General features: G+C 70.3%; 16 protein-coding genes and 1 pseudogene. 9 read left to right on the forward strand and 8 right to left on the reverse strand.

Features of this window, described 5'->3' with window-relative positions:
* The first annotated feature begins 28 nt into the window (after positions 1-28).
* On the forward strand, positions 29-3250 hold the full coding sequence (locus ABCR94_RS24085; RefSeq protein ID WP_347122093.1) for a tetratricopeptide repeat protein: 3222 nt from the start codon (positions 29-31) through the stop codon (positions 3248-3250).
* Between the two features lie 109 nt (positions 3251-3359).
* Here the strand turns inward: ABCR94_RS24085 and ABCR94_RS24090 are convergent, their stop codons facing one another.
* Together ABCR94_RS24090 and mca are read right to left on the reverse strand one after the other, a co-directional pair.
* On the reverse strand, positions 3360-3641 hold the full coding sequence (locus ABCR94_RS24090) for a hypothetical protein (protein ID WP_347122094.1): 282 nt from the start codon (positions 3639-3641) through the stop codon (positions 3360-3362).
* On the reverse strand, positions 3634-4509 hold the full coding sequence (gene mca / locus ABCR94_RS24095; protein ID WP_347122096.1) for a mycothiol conjugate amidase Mca: 876 nt from the start codon (positions 4507-4509) through the stop codon (positions 3634-3636). Before mca ends, ABCR94_RS24090 begins: the two co-directional genes overlap by 8 nt.
* A 119-nt stretch (positions 4510-4628) precedes the next feature.
* Here mca and ABCR94_RS24100 point away from each other — a divergent pair, with 119 nt between their 5' ends.
* The gene (locus tag ABCR94_RS24100) at positions 4629-5048 is read left to right on the forward strand and encodes a DUF4307 domain-containing protein (RefSeq protein WP_347122098.1); all 420 of its coding nucleotides are present in this window, start codon (positions 4629-4631) and stop codon (positions 5046-5048) included.
* A gap of 142 nt (positions 5049-5190) precedes the next feature.
* Positions 5191-5688, forward strand: a complete 498-nt coding sequence (greA, locus tag ABCR94_RS24105; protein WP_347122100.1) for a transcription elongation factor GreA — start codon at positions 5191-5193, stop codon at positions 5686-5688.
* A 108-nt stretch (positions 5689-5796) separates the two neighbouring features.
* On the opposite strand, the gene ABCR94_RS24110 is transcribed toward greA, so the two are convergent.
* From ABCR94_RS24110 to ilvA, 3 genes are all read right to left on the reverse strand, one after another.
* Positions 5797-6639 carry an ABC transporter permease gene (locus ABCR94_RS24110; RefSeq protein WP_347122489.1) on the reverse strand — a complete coding sequence of 281 codons (843 nt, stop codon included), beginning with the start codon at positions 6637-6639 and terminating at the stop codon, positions 5797-5799.
* A 14-nt stretch (positions 6640-6653) separates the two neighbouring features.
* Entirely contained in the window at positions 6654-7643 is a 990-nt protein-coding gene (locus ABCR94_RS24115) for an efflux ABC transporter ATPase subunit, DrrA-related (protein WP_347122102.1), read from the reverse strand.
* A 324-nt stretch (positions 7644-7967) separates the two neighbouring features.
* Positions 7968-9197 (reverse strand): threonine ammonia-lyase, encoded by a 1230-nt coding sequence (gene ilvA, locus ABCR94_RS24120; RefSeq protein ID WP_347122104.1) that lies wholly within the window; start codon positions 9195-9197, stop codon positions 7968-7970.
* 147 nt (positions 9198-9344) lie between these two features.
* On the opposite strand from ilvA, the gene ABCR94_RS24125 reads away from it, so the two are divergent.
* The 4 genes from ABCR94_RS24125 to ABCR94_RS24140 all read left to right on the forward strand — a co-directional run bounded on the left by ABCR94_RS24125 (position 9345) and on the right by ABCR94_RS24140 (position 10979).
* Positions 9345-9875, forward strand: a complete 531-nt coding sequence (locus tag ABCR94_RS24125; protein WP_347122106.1) for a MarR family winged helix-turn-helix transcriptional regulator — start codon at positions 9345-9347, stop codon at positions 9873-9875.
* A 52-nt stretch (positions 9876-9927) separates the two neighbouring features.
* On the forward strand, positions 9928-10452 hold the full coding sequence (locus ABCR94_RS24130; protein WP_347122108.1) for a sigma factor-like helix-turn-helix DNA-binding protein: 525 nt from the start codon (positions 9928-9930) through the stop codon (positions 10450-10452).
* Positions 10449-10700: a hypothetical protein gene (locus tag ABCR94_RS24135; RefSeq protein ID WP_347122109.1), complete on the forward strand. Its 252-nt coding sequence runs from the start codon at positions 10449-10451 to the stop codon at positions 10698-10700. Before ABCR94_RS24130 ends, ABCR94_RS24135 begins: the two co-directional genes overlap by 4 nt.
* Before the next feature lie 87 nt (positions 10701-10787).
* Positions 10788-10979, forward strand: coding sequence for a DUF1059 domain-containing protein (locus ABCR94_RS24140; RefSeq protein WP_347122110.1), 192 nt, complete (start codon positions 10788-10790; stop codon positions 10977-10979).
* A 98-nt stretch (positions 10980-11077) separates the two neighbouring features.
* On the opposite strand, the gene ABCR94_RS24145 is transcribed toward ABCR94_RS24140, so the two are convergent.
* Complete coding sequence (locus ABCR94_RS24145) at positions 11078-12223, reverse strand: cystathionine gamma-synthase (RefSeq protein WP_347122111.1); 1146 nt, start codon at positions 12221-12223, stop codon at positions 11078-11080.
* Between the two features lie 60 nt (positions 12224-12283).
* Between ABCR94_RS24145 and ABCR94_RS24150 the strand changes: the two genes are divergently transcribed.
* Positions 12284-13387, forward strand: coding sequence for a hypothetical protein (locus tag ABCR94_RS24150; protein ID WP_347122113.1), 1104 nt, complete (start codon positions 12284-12286; stop codon positions 13385-13387).
* Positions 13388-13420: 33 nt separating this feature from the next.
* On the opposite strand, the gene relB is transcribed toward ABCR94_RS24150, so the two are convergent.
* Complete coding sequence (gene relB, locus ABCR94_RS24155) at positions 13421-13582, reverse strand: type II toxin-antitoxin system RelB family anti-toxin (protein WP_347122114.1); 162 nt, start codon at positions 13580-13582, stop codon at positions 13421-13423.
* Positions 13583-13791: 209 nt separating this feature from the next.
* Between relB and msrA the strand changes: the two genes are divergently transcribed.
* The gene (gene msrA / locus ABCR94_RS24160) at positions 13792-14490 is read left to right on the forward strand and encodes a peptide-methionine (S)-S-oxide reductase MsrA (protein ID WP_521977678.1); all 699 of its coding nucleotides are present in this window, start codon (positions 13792-13794) and stop codon (positions 14488-14490) included.
* Here msrA and ABCR94_RS24165 read toward each other — a convergent pair.
* A pseudogene (locus ABCR94_RS24165) lies at positions 14455-14778 on the reverse strand (flavoprotein); the annotation flags it as partial. The gene msrA and the pseudogene ABCR94_RS24165 sit on opposite strands and share 36 nt — an antisense overlap.
* Positions 14779-14780 lie beyond the last annotated feature (2 nt).

A 14780-nucleotide genomic window follows, 5' to 3' on the forward strand; every position in this document is an offset into this window, starting at 1 on the left:
CAACCGTTGCTCTCGGAGGGGGACGCATATGCGGGAAAGCCATCGGACCGAGGCCGAGAGGCTGTTGGTACGTGCCGTCGAGGAACAGGTGCGGCGGTCCGGCGGACGGGTCGACGCCAACGCGCTGCTCACCCGCGGACGTGCCGCGTTGGATTCGATGGCCGCCAACGCGGCCGAGGAGTACACCGCCTACACCAAGGCGCTGGACGAATCACAGGCCGGGCAGCAGCTCCTGTCGGAACGTTTCACCAGACAGACTCTCGGAACTCCCGCCCTGGTCACCACAGTTGCCGCAGCCGCCGCTTTCGGCGCGGACCTCGCACTGGGCACCGCGGCCGGCACCGCGCTGGGCGCCGGCGCCGTCGTCGCGATGGCGGGCGCCGCGACCACCGTCGCCAAGGTCACCGCTTCGCACTGGCCCGCCGCCCACCGCAGGGCCGGGGCTCTCGGACAGCCGGGCGGCCACGAGCAGTTGAGGTTGCAGTGGCTGACCGCGCTTGAGGTGCGCGGCATCCGGCCCTTCCTCGACCAGCAGCACGTCCTGCTCGCCGCGAACAGAACCAGCCGTACGGCGAAGAAGTCCGCCGCGGTGGGGCAGTTGCGCGGCGCCGACCGCAGCCAGGCGGCACGCAGGCGGTCCGTACTTGAGCAGTCGTTCGGTCATCTCCCGCAGCCCGACGGGCCGTTCGCCGGGCGCCGCGCCGCGATGGCGCAGATCGCCCGGTGGGTGCACGCCGCCCGGGCGAGCACCGAGACGCGGCCCACCATCGTGGTGCTGCACGGCGCCCCGGGGTCGGGGCGCACCACGCTCGCCGTACGGGCGGCGCACGACCTCAGGGACCAGTTCCGCGGGGCCTGCGTGGTCGACCTGCGCGGGGACAGCGCGGACGAGTCCCCGCTGTCGACCCGCGACGCGCTGCTGCATCTGCTGAACCGGCTCGGCGCACCGCGCGACCAACTGCTCTTCCGTGAACGCGCCTCGCAGGCACAGCAGTTGCGCAGACTGACCGAGCTGTACCACCAGCATCTGACGGGACTTCCGGTGACCGTCGTCCTGGACGACGCGTCGGACGCGGCGCAGGTACGCACCCTCGTCCCCGAGCGCTCGGACAGCCTGGTGCTCGTCACCGCACGGACCCCGTTGGAGCTGCCCGCCGACATCCCGGCGTGGGTGCACCAACTGCCGGTGGATCCGCTGGACTCGGTGGGCGCCGAGGAGCTGCTGCGCGAGTCGGCGGAGGAGAAGGACGGCCCGTACGACGCCCAAGCAGCCGACAGCATCACGGAGTTGTGCGGCGGACTGCCGCTGGCCCTGCGCATCGCGGGCTCCTCACTCGGCGCGCGCAGCGCCCCGGCCCTGGCCGCGGACCTCGCGGCGTACGGCCCGGTCGAACCGGTCGAGCGCGCCCTGTGGCTGCGCTACACCGACCAGCCGGACGCGGCCCGCAGACTGCTGCGCCGCCTCGCACTGGCGGGCCGGGCGAGCCTCGGCGCGGCGGCGGCCGGCGCGCTGCTGTCCACCGACGACCAGGAGGCGCAGCGGCTGCTGACCGTGCTGTCCCGGGCCGGCCTGATCGACCATGTGCGCGGCAGCCGCTACCGATTGCACGACCTGGTAAGGGACTTCGCGCACGCCAGGCTCCTCGACGAGGAGGAGCCCGCGGACCGGGCCGCCGCGCAGGAGCGGCTCATCCGCGCGTACGGCGAGCTGGCCGACTCGGTGATCCGGCTGGTGGACGGCAAGACGTCGACGCGGGCGGACCAGTTCGGGCCGCACGGCTTCGCCTCGCTCGACGCCGCCCTGCGCTGGCTCGACGACGAGTCGAGCTTCATCACGGCGGCGCTGCGGCACGCGGAGGGCGTGGACCAGCAGGTCGTACTGAATCTGCTGGGGGCCCTGTGCGACTACTGCCTGCTGCGCGGCGACCTGTACCGGCTCGGCGAGATCAGCGAGCTGACGCAGGCCGTCGACCAGGGGCTGCTCGTACGTTCCGTCCAGTGGCGCACGGGCATCGCGGCCCGCCAGCTCGGCGAGCTGGACAAGGCCCGTACGACCCTGTCCTCGGTCGTGGACCTCTACTTCGAGGCCCAGCACGAGGCGGGCGCCGCCCGCGCCCTGTGCTCGCTGGGTATCACCCTGCACCACCAGGGCAATCTGACGGAGGCGGTGGCGAGGCTGCACGAGGCCCTCGCCCTGCAGTCGACGGACAAGCTGGCAGGCGACCGCGCGTGGACCCTGCACGCGCTGGCCGCGGTGGAGCGCGACCGGGCGAACATCGGGCAGGCCGTCGCCCACCTGGACACCGCGCTCACCCTGCACCGGGAGAGCGAGTCCCTGCACGGGCAGGCGTGGGCGCACTTCCAGCTCGGCCAGGTGTGTTTGCGGATGGGCGATGTACCGCGTGCGGAGGGCGAGTTGCGGGAGGCGCTCGATCTGTACGGGCAGACCCGCGACGGCCGGGGCGAGGCGTGGGCGCTGACCCAGCTGGCGCGGGCCCGCCTGGTGGACGGCGACCCGTCGCCCGCCGTGGACCAGCTGCGCCAGGCCCTGTCGCGGCACCGGGACGCGGAGGACGCGCGCGGCGAGGCATGGACGCTGTACTACCTGGGGCAGGCGCTGGAGGAGCGCGGCGACGGCGACCAGGCGGTGCGCGAGCTCGAGCGGGCGCGGGGCATGTTCTCGCGGATGCGTGATGTGTACGGGCTGGCTTGCGCCCGCCACCACTCGGGCCGCGTCACCCGCGACCAGCGGGCCGCGCAGACCGGCAACCTCCGCAACAGCGGCTTCGCCCGCCAGCTCCTGGTCGACGCCCGCCAGGACTTCCGCCGTATCGGCGTCGCGCACGGCGAGGCGTGGACGTGCCTGGAGCTGGCGATCGTGGACGCGGGCAACAACCGGCCCGCCCCGGCCCTGGAGCTGTGCGACGCGGCGATCGGCCTTTTCACGTCGTACGAGGACAACCGCGGCGGCGACTGGGCCCGCTTCCTGCGCTGCACACTGCTGCCGTTCGCGTCCCCGGGCGGCTCGGAGATCGGCACGGCGGTGGCCATCGAGGAGCTGTCCCAGCTGGCGAACGCCCCGCACCCGACGCGCGACGGCAAGCTGGAAGAGTGCCTGGACGCGTACGCGCTGGTCCTTGAGCGCGGCGTGGACCTGACGGCGGGCTGGCAGGCGTGGCGCCTCGGCATGGTGCCGAACCGGCACTCGCGCGAGGTCATGGGGGTGCCGGTGGGGGTGGCGGGGGGCTGAGCGATGCGGGGCACTGCAACGGCCGTCCCCGCATCGGCGTAAGGCGCCCCCGCACCGACGCCGCGGGGCGGGCAGCGCGGGGGAAGCCGGTGCGACGTACCGCCGCCCGTCAGCCCTTGGAGCCGCCCCGGGGCGCCGCCGAGGGCGACTGCGCCCCGGCGTCGGCGTGCGCGGACTTGTCCGCGTCCACCGCCGCCGGGTCCGGGGCCTCCGTGAAGTCGACCCTGCCCATGTGCCGGTTCATCGACTTCATCAGCATCCACACACCGACAGCCAGCGCCGCGAACACGAGGAACCCGAGCACACCGGGTGTCACCTTGTTCTTGTCGAAGCTGTCGGCGGCGAGCGGAACGAGCTGCGTCATTGCCTGAGAAACGTTCACATCAGGCATTGTCGCGGATGCCCGCGAAGAGGTCGCTCTCGGGGATGGATGTATCGACGTGCGACTTCGCCAGCTCGTACTCCTCGGTCGGCCAGACCTCCCGCTGAAGATCCATCGGGACGTTGAACCAGCCGCCGTCGGGGTCGATCTGGGTGGCGTGCGCGATCAGCGCCTTGTCGCGGATCTCGAAGAATTCGTCGCACGGGACGAACGTGGTGAGCGTCCGCTCGTCGCGTACGAACTCCTTCCAGCGCTCCAGCCACTCGCCGTACGGCGAGTCCATGCCGCGCGCGAGCAGCGCCTCGTGCAGCGCGACGGTGCGCGGCCGGTTGAAGCCCTGGTTGTAGTAGAGCTTCTGCGGCTGCCAGGGCTCGCCCGCCTCGGGGTACTTCGAGGCGTCACCCGCGGCCTCGAAGGCCACCATCGAAATCGTGTGGGTCATGATGTGGTCGGGGTGCGGGTACCCGCCGTTCTCGTCGTACGTCGTAATGACCTGCGGACGAAACTCGCGGATCGACTTCACCAGCCGGCCCGCGGCCTCCTCCACGTCCTCCAGCGCGAAGCAGCCCGGCGGCAACGGCGGGAGCGGGTCGCCCTCGGGGAGACCGGAGTCGACGAAACCGAGCCACTCCTGCTGCACACCCAGGATCTGGCGGGCCTCGTCCATCTCCTGCTTGCGTACTTCGTGGATGTGCTCCTCGACATATTTGTCGCCCTGGAGCTTCGGATTGAGGATGGAGCCGCGCTCGCCTCCCGTACAGGTCACGACCAGCACGTCCACCCCCTCGGACACATACTTGGCCATGGTGGCCGCGCCCTTGCTCGACTCGTCGTCGGGGTGGGCGTGCACGGCCATCAGCCTCAGCTGCTCAGTCAAGACTCGATCCTCAGTTATTGGACGCAATAAGCGGCTTCTATAGTGACCGAATCGGGGGGCGGAAAATTCCGGGGGTCCTCAGGTGCCCCCGAGGTGTCCCCTGCACAGGAGGAAAGATCATGACTGCGGTACGCGAGGACCTCCCCGAGAGCCGCTACGGCCGCTCCGCGGATCAGCGCGCGGACCGCAAGCTCAAGATCGCGGGCGCGGTGCTCGGCGCGCTGTTCCTCGCGATGATCGGCTGGTTCGGTTACGACTACATCGCCGGCCAGAAGATCAGCGCCGAGGTCATCAAGTTCGACACGATCTCGGACACCGAGGTCAAGGTGCACCTCGAAGTGCGCAAGGACGCCGACGCCACCGGCACCTGCACGCTGCGCTCCATCGCGGAGAGCGGCGACGAGGTGGGCCGCAAGGACGTCAGGATCAGCCAGAAGTCCACCGACCGCATCGACGAGATCTACTCGGTGCGTACGAAGTCCAGGGCGACCAGCACGGAGCTGACAGGCTGCACAGCCGATTCCGGTTCTACGGGCTGACCTGCGTTGATGGTCCTCTGACGGGGATTCTCCTCCCCCTTGTCCGACAGAATTGTTAGGCTCGTGGTTTCGCCCGCCCGTGGAGGCACATCCTTCTGGGTAGGGCGTTGCTTTGTATTCCCAGTACCTACGAGGAGCACCTGTGACCCAGACCAGCGAGAGCGTCATCTGGCTGACCCAGGAGGCTTACGACCAGCTCCGGGCCGAGCTGGCCCACCTGTCGGGTCCCGCGCGTACCGAGGTCGTGGCAAAGATCTCGGCGGCCCGTGAAGAAGGTGACCTGAAGGAGAACGGCGGCTACCACGCCGCCAAGGAGGAGCAGGGCAAGCAGGAGCTTCGGGTGCGCCAGCTGACCCAGCTCCTGGAGAGCGCCAAGGTCGGCGAGGCCCCCGCGGCCGGTGGTGTGGTGGCGCCCGGCATGGTCGTCAAGATCGCCTTCGACGGTGACGAGGACGACACGATGACGTTCCTGCTCGCGTCGCGCGAGTACGCGAGCTCCAAGGTCGAGACCTACTCGCCGCAGTCCCCGCTGGGCACCGGGGTGACGGGCAAGAAGGTCGGCGACGCCGCGGAGTACGAGATGCCGAACGGCAAGAAGGCCTCGGTGAAGATCCTCGAAGCCACGCCGTACAAGGGCTGAGCCGCCGGCAGGCAGTGCACCGACGAAGCCCCCGGCCGGTTTGGTATCGGCTGGGGGCTTTGTCGTGCGTACGGCTGAGTACGGGTCCGTAAGACCGCGTACGGAAGGTCAGACGGTCGCGTTGCGGTATTTGCGCACCGCCAGCGTCCTGAAGACCACGATGATGAGGATCGACCAGAGCAGCGAGGCCCAGATGGGATGCTGCATCGGCCAGGCCTCGGCCGCCTTGAAGCCCGGTGGCAGGTTGCCGAACAACTCACGGCAGGCCTGCACGGTGGCGCTGAACGGATTCCACTCGGCGATGTGCCGCAGGAACGTCGGCATCTGGTTGGCGTCGACGAAGGCGTTCGAGATGAACGTCAGCGGGAAGAGCCAGATCAGGCCGCCCGAGGTGGCCGCCTCCGGCGTACGGACCGAGAGGCCGATCAGGGCGCCGATCCAGGAGAACGCGTACCCCAGCAGGAGCAGCAGGGCGAACCCGGCCAGCACCTTGCCGATGTTCTCGTGGGTGCGCCAGCCGATGATCAGCGCGACGATCGCAAGGACGACCAGCGTGAGCGCGGTCTGCACCAGGTCGGCGAGCGTGCGGCCGGTGAGGACCGCGCCGCGCGCCATGGGCAGCGACCTGAACCGGTCGATGAGGCCCTTGTGCATGTCGTCGGCGATGCCCGCGCCCGCACCGGCGGTGGCGAAGGTGACGGTCTGCGCGAAGATGCCCGCCATCAGGAACTCACGGTAGGCCGCGGGGCTGGTGGTGCCGCCGACCTGGATCGAGCCGCCGAAGACGTACGTGAACAGCACCACGAACATGATGGGCTGTATCAGCCCGAAGATAACCATCTCGGGGATGCGCATCATCCGAATCAGATTGCGCTTGGCGATGACGAGCGAGTCGGTGACCGACTGGACGAGGCCGCCGCGCGGCTGCGGGGCCCTGATCTTGGCCACGATGTTCGTTCCGGCGCTCACTTGGTGACCTCCGTCTCTGCCGTCTCTGCCGTCTCGTCTTCCACGACCTCGGCCGCGTGGCCGGTCAGCGAGATGAAGACGTCGTCGAGGGTCGGCCTGCGCAGCCCGATGTCGTCGATCTCCACACCGCGGGCGTCCAGCTCGCGGATGACCTCGGCGAGCAGCTTGGCGCCGCCCAAGACCGGCACGGTGAGCTTGCGGGTGTGCTGCTCGATCTTGCCCGCGCCCTTGCCGAAGGCGCGCAGCACCTCGTCGGCGGTGGCGAGGTGCTCGCGCTCGTGCACGACGAGCTCGATGCGCTCGCCGCCGGTCTGGGCCTTGAGCTGGTCGGAGGTGCCGCGGGCGATGACCCGGCCGTGGTCGATGACGCAGATGTTGTGCGCCAGGTGATCGGCCTCTTCGAGGTACTGGGTGGTGAGCAGCAGCGTCGTACCGCCCGCGACCAGTTCCTGGATGACTTCCCACAGCTGCTGCCGGTTGCGCGGGTCGAGGCCGGTGGTCGGCTCGTCCATGAACATCACCGGCGGGCTGACGACCAGCGCGGCCGCGAGGTCCAGACGGCGGCGCATGCCGCCGGAGTACGTCTTGGCCATGCGGTCGGCGGCGTCGCCGAGGTGGAAGCGCTCCAGCAGCTCATTGGCCCGGACCTTCGCTTCCTTCGCGGAGATCTGGTAGAGCCTGGCGACCATCTGAAGGTTCTCGCGGCCCGTGAGGTATTCGTCGACCGCGGCGAACTGGCCCGAAAGTCCGATCGAACGGCGTACCTCGTTGGGGTTCTTGAGGACGTCGATGCCGGCCACGACCGCCTTGCCGCTGTCGGGCTGGAGCAGCGTCGTCAGGACGCGCACGGCGGTGGTCTTGCCGGCGCCATTGGGGCCGAGCAGCCCCAGGACCGTGCCTTCCGGAACGTCGAGATCAACGCCGTCGAGGGCCTTTACGTCGCCGAAGGTCTTCACCAGGCCTTCGGCGTAGATGGCACCTGGCATGAAGGGTCCCCCCAAGGTCTCGGGTGTCCTGCGTCGCTGTTTCCCGGGACGACGCGGTGGTTCCCGTAACGACGCGGTGATTCCCGGTCATCGGTCGAGTCGTCGGTCGAGTGATAGATCGTGTCATCGATCGGGTCACCGGTCAGGTCATCGGTCAGGTCACCGGTCGCTCTACGCGAATTTTAGGTTTGCGCGCGAGCTCCTGCGCGGTGAAACCGCGTGAAACAACAGCGAAGGGCACCCCCATGACGCGATACGGCGCGTCACGGAAAGGGTCCGGCGGAGCCTGGGAATCCGGCGCGGGGCCTGCCTCGGGACACGACCTCAGGACATGACCGTGTATCCCGCTTCGCGCAACGCCGACCTGACCTCCGTGCAGTGCTCCGGACCCTTGGTCTCTAGGTGCAGCTCCACCTCCGCCTCCGTGAGCCCCAGGCGCGGATCGGTCCGTACGTGACTCACATCCAATACATTCGCATCCACCACTGACAACGACCCCAGCAGCGTCGCCAGCGCCCCCGGCCGGTCGGTCAGGCGCAGCCGCAGCGACAGGTAGCGGCCCGCCGCGGCCATGCCGTGGGTCAGGATGCGCTGCATCAGCAGCGGGTCGACATTGCCGCCCGAAAGCACCGCGACCACCGGGCCCTCGAAAGCCTCGGGGCGGCTCAGCAGGGCCGCGACCGGGCTCGCCCCGGCCGGTTCGACGACCATTTTGGCGCGCTCCAGGCAGAGCAGCAGCGCGCTCGACAGCGCGTCCTCGGACACCGTGACGACGTCGTCGAGCAGTTCCCTGATGATCGCGAACGGTACGTCGCCCGGCCGCCCCACCTTGATGCCGTCCGCCATCGTCTGGAGCGCGTCGACCGACACCGGCCGTCCGGCAGCCAGCGACGGCGGGTAGCAGGCCGCGCCCTGGGCCTGTACGCCGATGATCCGCACATCGGGGCGCAGCAGCTTGACCGCGACCGCGATGCCCGCGGCGAGCCCGCCGCCGCCCACGCCGACGACGATCGTCCGTACCTCGGGGCACTGTTCGAGGATCTCCAGCCCCACCGTGCCCTGGCCCGCGATGATGTCGGGATGGTCGAAGGGGTGGATGAAGACCGCGCCCGTCTTCTCCGCGTAGTCCTGGGCGGCGGCCAGCGTCTCGTCGACCACCTGGCCGTGCATCCGCACCTCCGCGCCGTACTCGCGGGTCGCGGCGACCTTCGGCAGCGGCGCCCCGACCGGCATGAAGACCGTGGAGCGCACCCCGAGGAGGGAGGAGGCGAGGGCGACGCCCTGCGCGTGGTTGCCCGCGCTGGCGGCGACGACGCCGGCCGCGCGCTCCTCCGGGGAAAGACCGGCGATCCGTACGTACGCGCCGCGCAGCTTGAAGGAGCCGGTGCGCTGGAGGTTCTCGCACTTGAGGTGGACCGGGGAGCCGACCAGCTGCGACAGGTGCCTGCTGCCCTCCATCGCGGTCGTTCTGGCGACACCGGAGAGCATCTTCTGCGCGCCCCTGATGTCGTCGAGGATGACGGTGCGCAAGGGGTCGGACGTACGGAAGCTCATGAAAGCAAGCATTGCAGCTCATGGCTCTCACGGCCGTCCCGGTCCAGGCCCTGGTATCGGTTTGCGCAGCGCCGGTACGCGTCCGCCCCCGTCCGCGTACTCTGTCCCCCACCTAAACCGACCGCCGCACGAAGAGAGCCCCCAGCCATGCCCACTTCCCAGGACATGACGACTGATCCGGACACCGGCCTCCTCGATGCCCTCCAGCACCAGGTCGCCGTCTTCGCCCGTCGCGCCGAGCAGACCCGGCTCGGTGGCGTCGGCCAGGTCCGCAACTCGATGGACCGCGCCGCCTACCTGCTGCTGAACCGGCTCGACCTGGAAGGCCCGATGGGCGTCAAGGCGCTCGCCGCGGGCATGGGGATCGACTCCTCGACCGTGACCAGGCAGGTCGCGCCGCTCGTCGACACGGGACTGGTCAAGCGCACGTCGCACCCGGAGGACGGCCGTGCGGTCGTGCTCCAGCTGTCGCCGCGCGGCCAGGCCAGACTCGACGAGGTACGGTCCTCGCGCCGCGAGCTGATGGCCCGGGTGACCGACGGGTGGAGCGAGGAGGAGCGCGACTCCTTCTGCGCGCTCCTGACGCGCTTCAATTCAGCGCTTTCCGCCCGGCAGAGCGCTGCGTCGGCGGACTCCGGGAACCCGGACGCGGACACCGAGGTGCCGCCGACCTCTTGACCCGGGCCCCGTCCCTGGCCTGATATGAGGGCACGGGGCGACGGGAGGCACCGTGCGAGACCGGCCTGCAGTCCAGCAGCGCCGCCGGGCCCGGGAGTTCGAGGCATACGTCGCGGGCGCGGCGGGGCGTCTGCTGCATGCCGCCACGCTGCTCACCGGCGAGGTGCCCGAGCACAACGTCCGCGCCAGGCGACTGCTCACGGCCGCCCTCTCCCGTACGTACGCGGAATGGGAGCGGCTGCGCGGCGAGGACCCGTACGACCACACCCGCCAGGAGCTCGCGGCCCGCTTCGCGCGCGGTGCGTGGCTCTATCACCACTGGGGCGCCCTGCGGGGCCGGGTGCTCCCGTGGGCCGCCCGGCGGGCCGGCAGTGGAGGCGTGCTTGAGCGGCTGTCCCCCAGGGAACGGCTGGTCCTGGTGCTGCGCCTCTACGAGGGCGTCGCCGAGGAGCAGACGGCGGCGCAGATCGGGCTGCCGGTGGAGCGGGTGCACGCGATCTGCTTGCGCGCGATCGCCACAATGTGCAGCAAGCCGCCGGGACCCACCGCCGCGCGCCCCCGGGTGGCGACGCCATGAGCCGGGCGGACCGCAAGGAGAACGAGGTGCGGCGGATGCTGGACGGCGCGCACCCGCCGGTCCCCGCCGACCTGGGCGCGCGGGCCGCGGAGCGCGGGGAGCGGCTGCTGCGGCGCAATGTGGTGGCGCGCCGGGTCATGTGGGTGCTGCTGATGGCGGTGATCGTGGCGTTCGCGGTGTGGGTGTCGGTGGAGCAGCCGTGGGTGACACCACCGTCGGACACTGCGCCGCCCTTGGAGGGCTGGTAGGCCCTTTCGGCCTCTGTGGCCTTTAGATCCGTTTCGCCCGGATCTATGCTGGAGAGTGGCCGTGCCGAACGAGCCGAGGAGGTCATCATGACCAGGAAAGTCGCCGACTGCCGAAAATTCCCCAGCGAGATGAACTGCACCCTCACCATCTCCGGTGAGGAAGAGGAAGTCGTACGGGCCGCCGGCGAGCACGCGGTCTCCGTCCACCAGCACCAGGACAGCCCGGAAATGCGCCAGCAGATCCGGGCCTTCCTGGAGGACGAAAAGGTCAGCGCCTGAGCCGAGCCCGGCCGGGAAAGCTCCCGGCCGGGCACCGCACTGCCCGGGTCCGGGGATGTCCCGGGTCCCGGGATGTCCGGTCGGTCCTCCAGCCCCCTCTAGCCCAGCGCCTGCTTCAGGTCGGCCAGCAGGTCGTCGCCCGACTCGATGCCCACCGAGAGCCGCACCAGGTCTGCGGGCACCTCCAGCGCCGAGCCGGCCACCGACGCGTGCGTCATGCGGCCCGGGTGCTCGATCAGCGACTCGACGCCGCCCAGGGACTCACCGAGGGTGAAGAGCTTCGCGCGGTTGCAGACCTCGACCGCGGCCTCCTCGCCGCCCTTGATCCGGAAGGACACCATGCCGCCGAAGGCCTTCATCTGCTTGGCTGCGATCTCGTGGCCCGGGTGCTCGGGCAGGCCCGGGTAGAGGACCTGCGTCACCTTCGGGTGGCTGGTCAGCATGTCCACGACGCGCGTCGCGTTCTCGCTGTGCCGGTCCATGCGGACCGCGAGGGTCTTGATGCCGCGCAGTACGAGCCAGGCGTCGAACGGCCCGGCGATCGCGCCCATCGCGTTCTGGTGGTACGCCAACTCCTCTGCCAGCTCGGGGTCGTTGGCGATCAGTGCGCCGCCGACGACGTCGGAGTGGCCGCCCATGTACTTGGTCGTGGAGTGCACGACGATGTCCGCGCCGAGGGCGAGGGGCTGCTGGAGGTAGGGGCTGGCGAAGGTGTTGTCGACGACGAGACGCGCACCGGCCGTGCGGGCGATGTCCGCGACGGCGGCGATGTCGGTGATGCCGAGGAGCGGGTTCGACGGGGTCTCGACCCAGATCACCTTGGTACGCGGGGTGACGGCGGCCCGTACCGCCGCCGGGTCCGAGGTGTCCGCGACGGAGAACTCGACGCCCCAGCGCGACACCACCTTGGCGAAGAGCCGGAACGTACCGCCGTACGCGTCATTGGGGATGACCACATGGTCACCGGGGGCGAGGAGCGTACGCAGCAGGCAGTCCTCCGCCGCGAGCCCCGAAGCGAAGGCGAGCCCGCGCTGGCCGCCCTCCAGCGCCGCGAGGTTCTCTTCCAGGGCGGTGCGGGTCGGGTTGGCGCTGCGGCTGTACTCGTAGCCTCCGCGCAGGCCGCCCACACCGTCCTGCTTGTACGTGGACACCTGATAGATCGGCGGGACGACCGCGCCCGTGAGCGGGTCCGCGGTGTTGCCCGCGTGGATGGCGAGGGTCTCAAAGCTGTGCTGGTCGGTCATGGGACCCGAGGGTAGTTCGTCCCCGTGCCGGAGCCGTCGCGGTCCAGGGACAATGGGGGTATGGAGATTCTCTGGTTCTTGATCGCCATGTGCATGCTGGCGGCGATCATCGGTCCGATCGCGCTGCGCAGGCGAGGCGGCATCCGACTGGTCGCGCCCGGCTCACCCGACGCCGCCGACCCGGCCCACTACGACTTCGTACGCCAGGAGGAGCTGGACATCCGGATGCCAGGTCCCGACCAGGACCTGGAGGACGTACTGGACGTGGTGCAGTCCACGCAGGGCTGGCAGGCCGCCGCGCAGCTCCTCGCCGGGACGGCGAAGGAGAGCGAGACGCGCTGGCAGCGCGTCCAGGCCTTCGCGGGCGCCGCGTCGCTGGAGCTGGTGCAGCGCCCCGGCGAGGGCGGGCGCTGGCTGCGGACGTGGCGGGCCGAGGCGTCGAAGGACGCGGGCGGCGCGGCGGTGCACGCGGAGTTCCTGGTCCAGCAGGCGTGGCGCACGTCGACGCCCGGCACGGACGACTTCCGGATCATCCTGGAGGAGGCCCGTACGGTGTGCGGCGAGGCGGCGCTGCTGGCGCCGGGCGACCCGATCCCGTACATCGTCGAACTGGCCGTCGCACGCGGACTGGGTTACACCGAGCCGGAGTTCGACCTGCTGTGGGCGAAAGTGATGGACCGTGCGCCCGCGCATATGGGCGCGCATCTGGCGGCGCTGAGCTACCGCAGCGAGAAGTGGCACGGCTCGCGCGCCTCGGCCGACACCTTCGCCACGACGGCGGCGGCCCGCGCCCCGCACGGCTCCCTGCTCGCGGCGCTGCCGCTCTTCGCAGTGTACGAGCACCTGCCCGAGGTCAATCTGGTGCAGGGCTTCTACCGAAGCGCGGTCGTGACGAAGGCCATGGAGGGCGCACTGTTCGCGGTGCACGCGGCCCGCCGGGACGACCCGATGCTCGCGCACGTACGACACCTGCTGATCCTCTTCCTGGTCCGCTCGGAGCGCTGGTCGGAGGCGATGAACGAGATCCAGCACGTGGACGGCCACGTCGGCGCCCTGCCCTGGACGCACGACCCGGACCCGGCGGCCGAGTACGCGGTGTACCGCGCACTGGCGGTGGCGGGCTACGAGGCGAACGGCGGCAGCCCGGCGACGCTGCGGGGATGAGGTGGACCCGGGGGGACCCTTCCACCTCCCGGGTCAGCCGACCTTGCGCAACTCACCGTCGTCGAAGATGGCGACCATCACCAGATTCCCGCCGAGCGCTGCGACGTACCGGGCCACGACATCGGTACCGGACACCTGGCCGCTTTCGATCTGGGAGACGCGGCCCTTGCTGACCCCCATCCCCTCGGCAAGCATGCGCCGGTCGGAGCTCTTTGAGGTTGTGCAGCGTGGACCCCCGGATCCGATGGACCGGCGGAGGTCGCGCTGCGCCACCGGAAATGCCCCGGACCCACCCGAACGGGCAAGGCGACGCACCAACCAACGCCAGGACGGAAGCGGGCTGGAATCACCGGCCCCCTCCACACGTTGACGTACAGGCGTAGACCGACCCAGGAGGAGACCGCATGATGTTCGGCCGTACCCCCCAGCTCCCCACCCCCGAGCAGGCCCTGAAGGGCCGCTCCACCCCGGAATTCCAGGTCCCCTCCCGCCACACCGTCCTGGGGAACCCGCTGGTCGGCCCGTACCCGGAAGGCTTCGAGGTCGCCGACTTCGCCATGGGCTGTTTCTGGGGCGCCGAGCGCAAGTTCTGGGAGACGCCGGGCGTCTGGACGACCCTCGTCGGCTACCAGGGCGGCTACACCGAGAACCCGGCGTACGAGGAGGTCTGCGCGGGCGTGACCGGGCACACGGAGGCGGTGCGTGTCGTGTTCGACCCGGCGGCCGTCTCGTACGAGCAGCTCCTGAAGGTCTTCTGGGAGTCCCACAACCCGACCCAGGGCTTCCGCCAGGGCAACGACGTGGGCACCCAGTACCGCTCGGCGATCCACACCCACTCCCCCGCCCAGGCGGCGGCCGTGGAGGCGTCGCGGGAGGCGTACCAGAAGGTACTGACGGGCGCGCGGCACGGGACGATCACGACGGAGATCCTCCCGGCGGAGGGCCGCGCATTTTGGCCTGCGGAGCCGTATCACCAGCAGTACCTCGACAAGAACCCGGCGGGTTACTGCGGGATCGGCGGGACGGGCGTCAAGCTGGACAGCCCGTCGGAGACGAACTGGGGCCGGTCATGCCCGACCGGGATCGCGCCCGTCGAAGACTGACCCGGCCGCGCTGAGGGCCAGGTGCCAGGGGTAGGCGTCCGGGTTGCCCTGGCCCGGCTCGTTCGGCACGAAGCCAGCCTCTCCGTAGAGCACCTGGACGCCCATGTCCCGCAGCGTCTCGACACTTCTGGCGAACTGAGTGTGCTGGACGTACGCGGCGTTGACACAGGGCATGGTGACCAGCGGAATGCCCTTGCCGACGGCCTCGGCCGCGAAGCCGACGACGAACTTGTCCGTGATCCCCAGCGCCCACTGATTGATCGTGTTGAAGGTCGCGGGCGCGATCACCG

The sequence above is a fragment of the Streptomyces changchenzhani genome (genome assembly GCF_039766235.1).
GTDB lineage: Bacteria > Actinomycetota > Actinomycetes > Streptomycetales > Streptomycetaceae > Streptomyces.

Coding starts and splice junctions, on each gene's coding strand:
- ABCR94_RS24135 (WP_347122109.1), top strand. CDS start 10,449: ATGAGCCGGGCGGACCGCAAGGAGAACGAGGTGCGGCGGATGCTGGAC.
- msrA (WP_521977678.1), top strand. CDS start 13,792: ATGATGTTCGGCCGTACCCCCCAGCTCCCCACCCCCGAGCAGGCCCTG.
- ABCR94_RS24090 (WP_347122094.1), bottom strand. CDS start 3,641: ATGCCTGATGTGAACGTTTCTCAGGCAATGACGCAGCTCGTTCCGCTC.
- ABCR94_RS24145 (WP_347122111.1), bottom strand. CDS start 12,223: ATGACCGACCAGCACAGCTTTGAGACCCTCGCCATCCACGCGGGCAAC.
- ABCR94_RS24115 (WP_347122102.1), bottom strand. CDS start 7,643: ATGCCAGGTGCCATCTACGCCGAAGGCCTGGTGAAGACCTTCGGCGAC.
- ABCR94_RS24100 (WP_347122098.1), top strand. CDS start 4,629: ATGACTGCGGTACGCGAGGACCTCCCCGAGAGCCGCTACGGCCGCTCC.
- ABCR94_RS24085 (WP_347122093.1), top strand. CDS start 29: ATGCGGGAAAGCCATCGGACCGAGGCCGAGAGGCTGTTGGTACGTGCC.
- relB (WP_347122114.1), bottom strand. CDS start 13,582: ATGCTTGCCGAGGGGATGGGGGTCAGCAAGGGCCGCGTCTCCCAGATC.
- ilvA (WP_347122104.1), bottom strand. CDS start 9,197: ATGAGCTTCCGTACGTCCGACCCCTTGCGCACCGTCATCCTCGACGAC.
- ABCR94_RS24150 (WP_347122113.1), top strand. CDS start 12,284: ATGGAGATTCTCTGGTTCTTGATCGCCATGTGCATGCTGGCGGCGATC.
- ABCR94_RS24140 (WP_347122110.1), top strand. CDS start 10,788: ATGACCAGGAAAGTCGCCGACTGCCGAAAATTCCCCAGCGAGATGAAC.
- ABCR94_RS24125 (WP_347122106.1), top strand. CDS start 9,345: ATGCCCACTTCCCAGGACATGACGACTGATCCGGACACCGGCCTCCTC.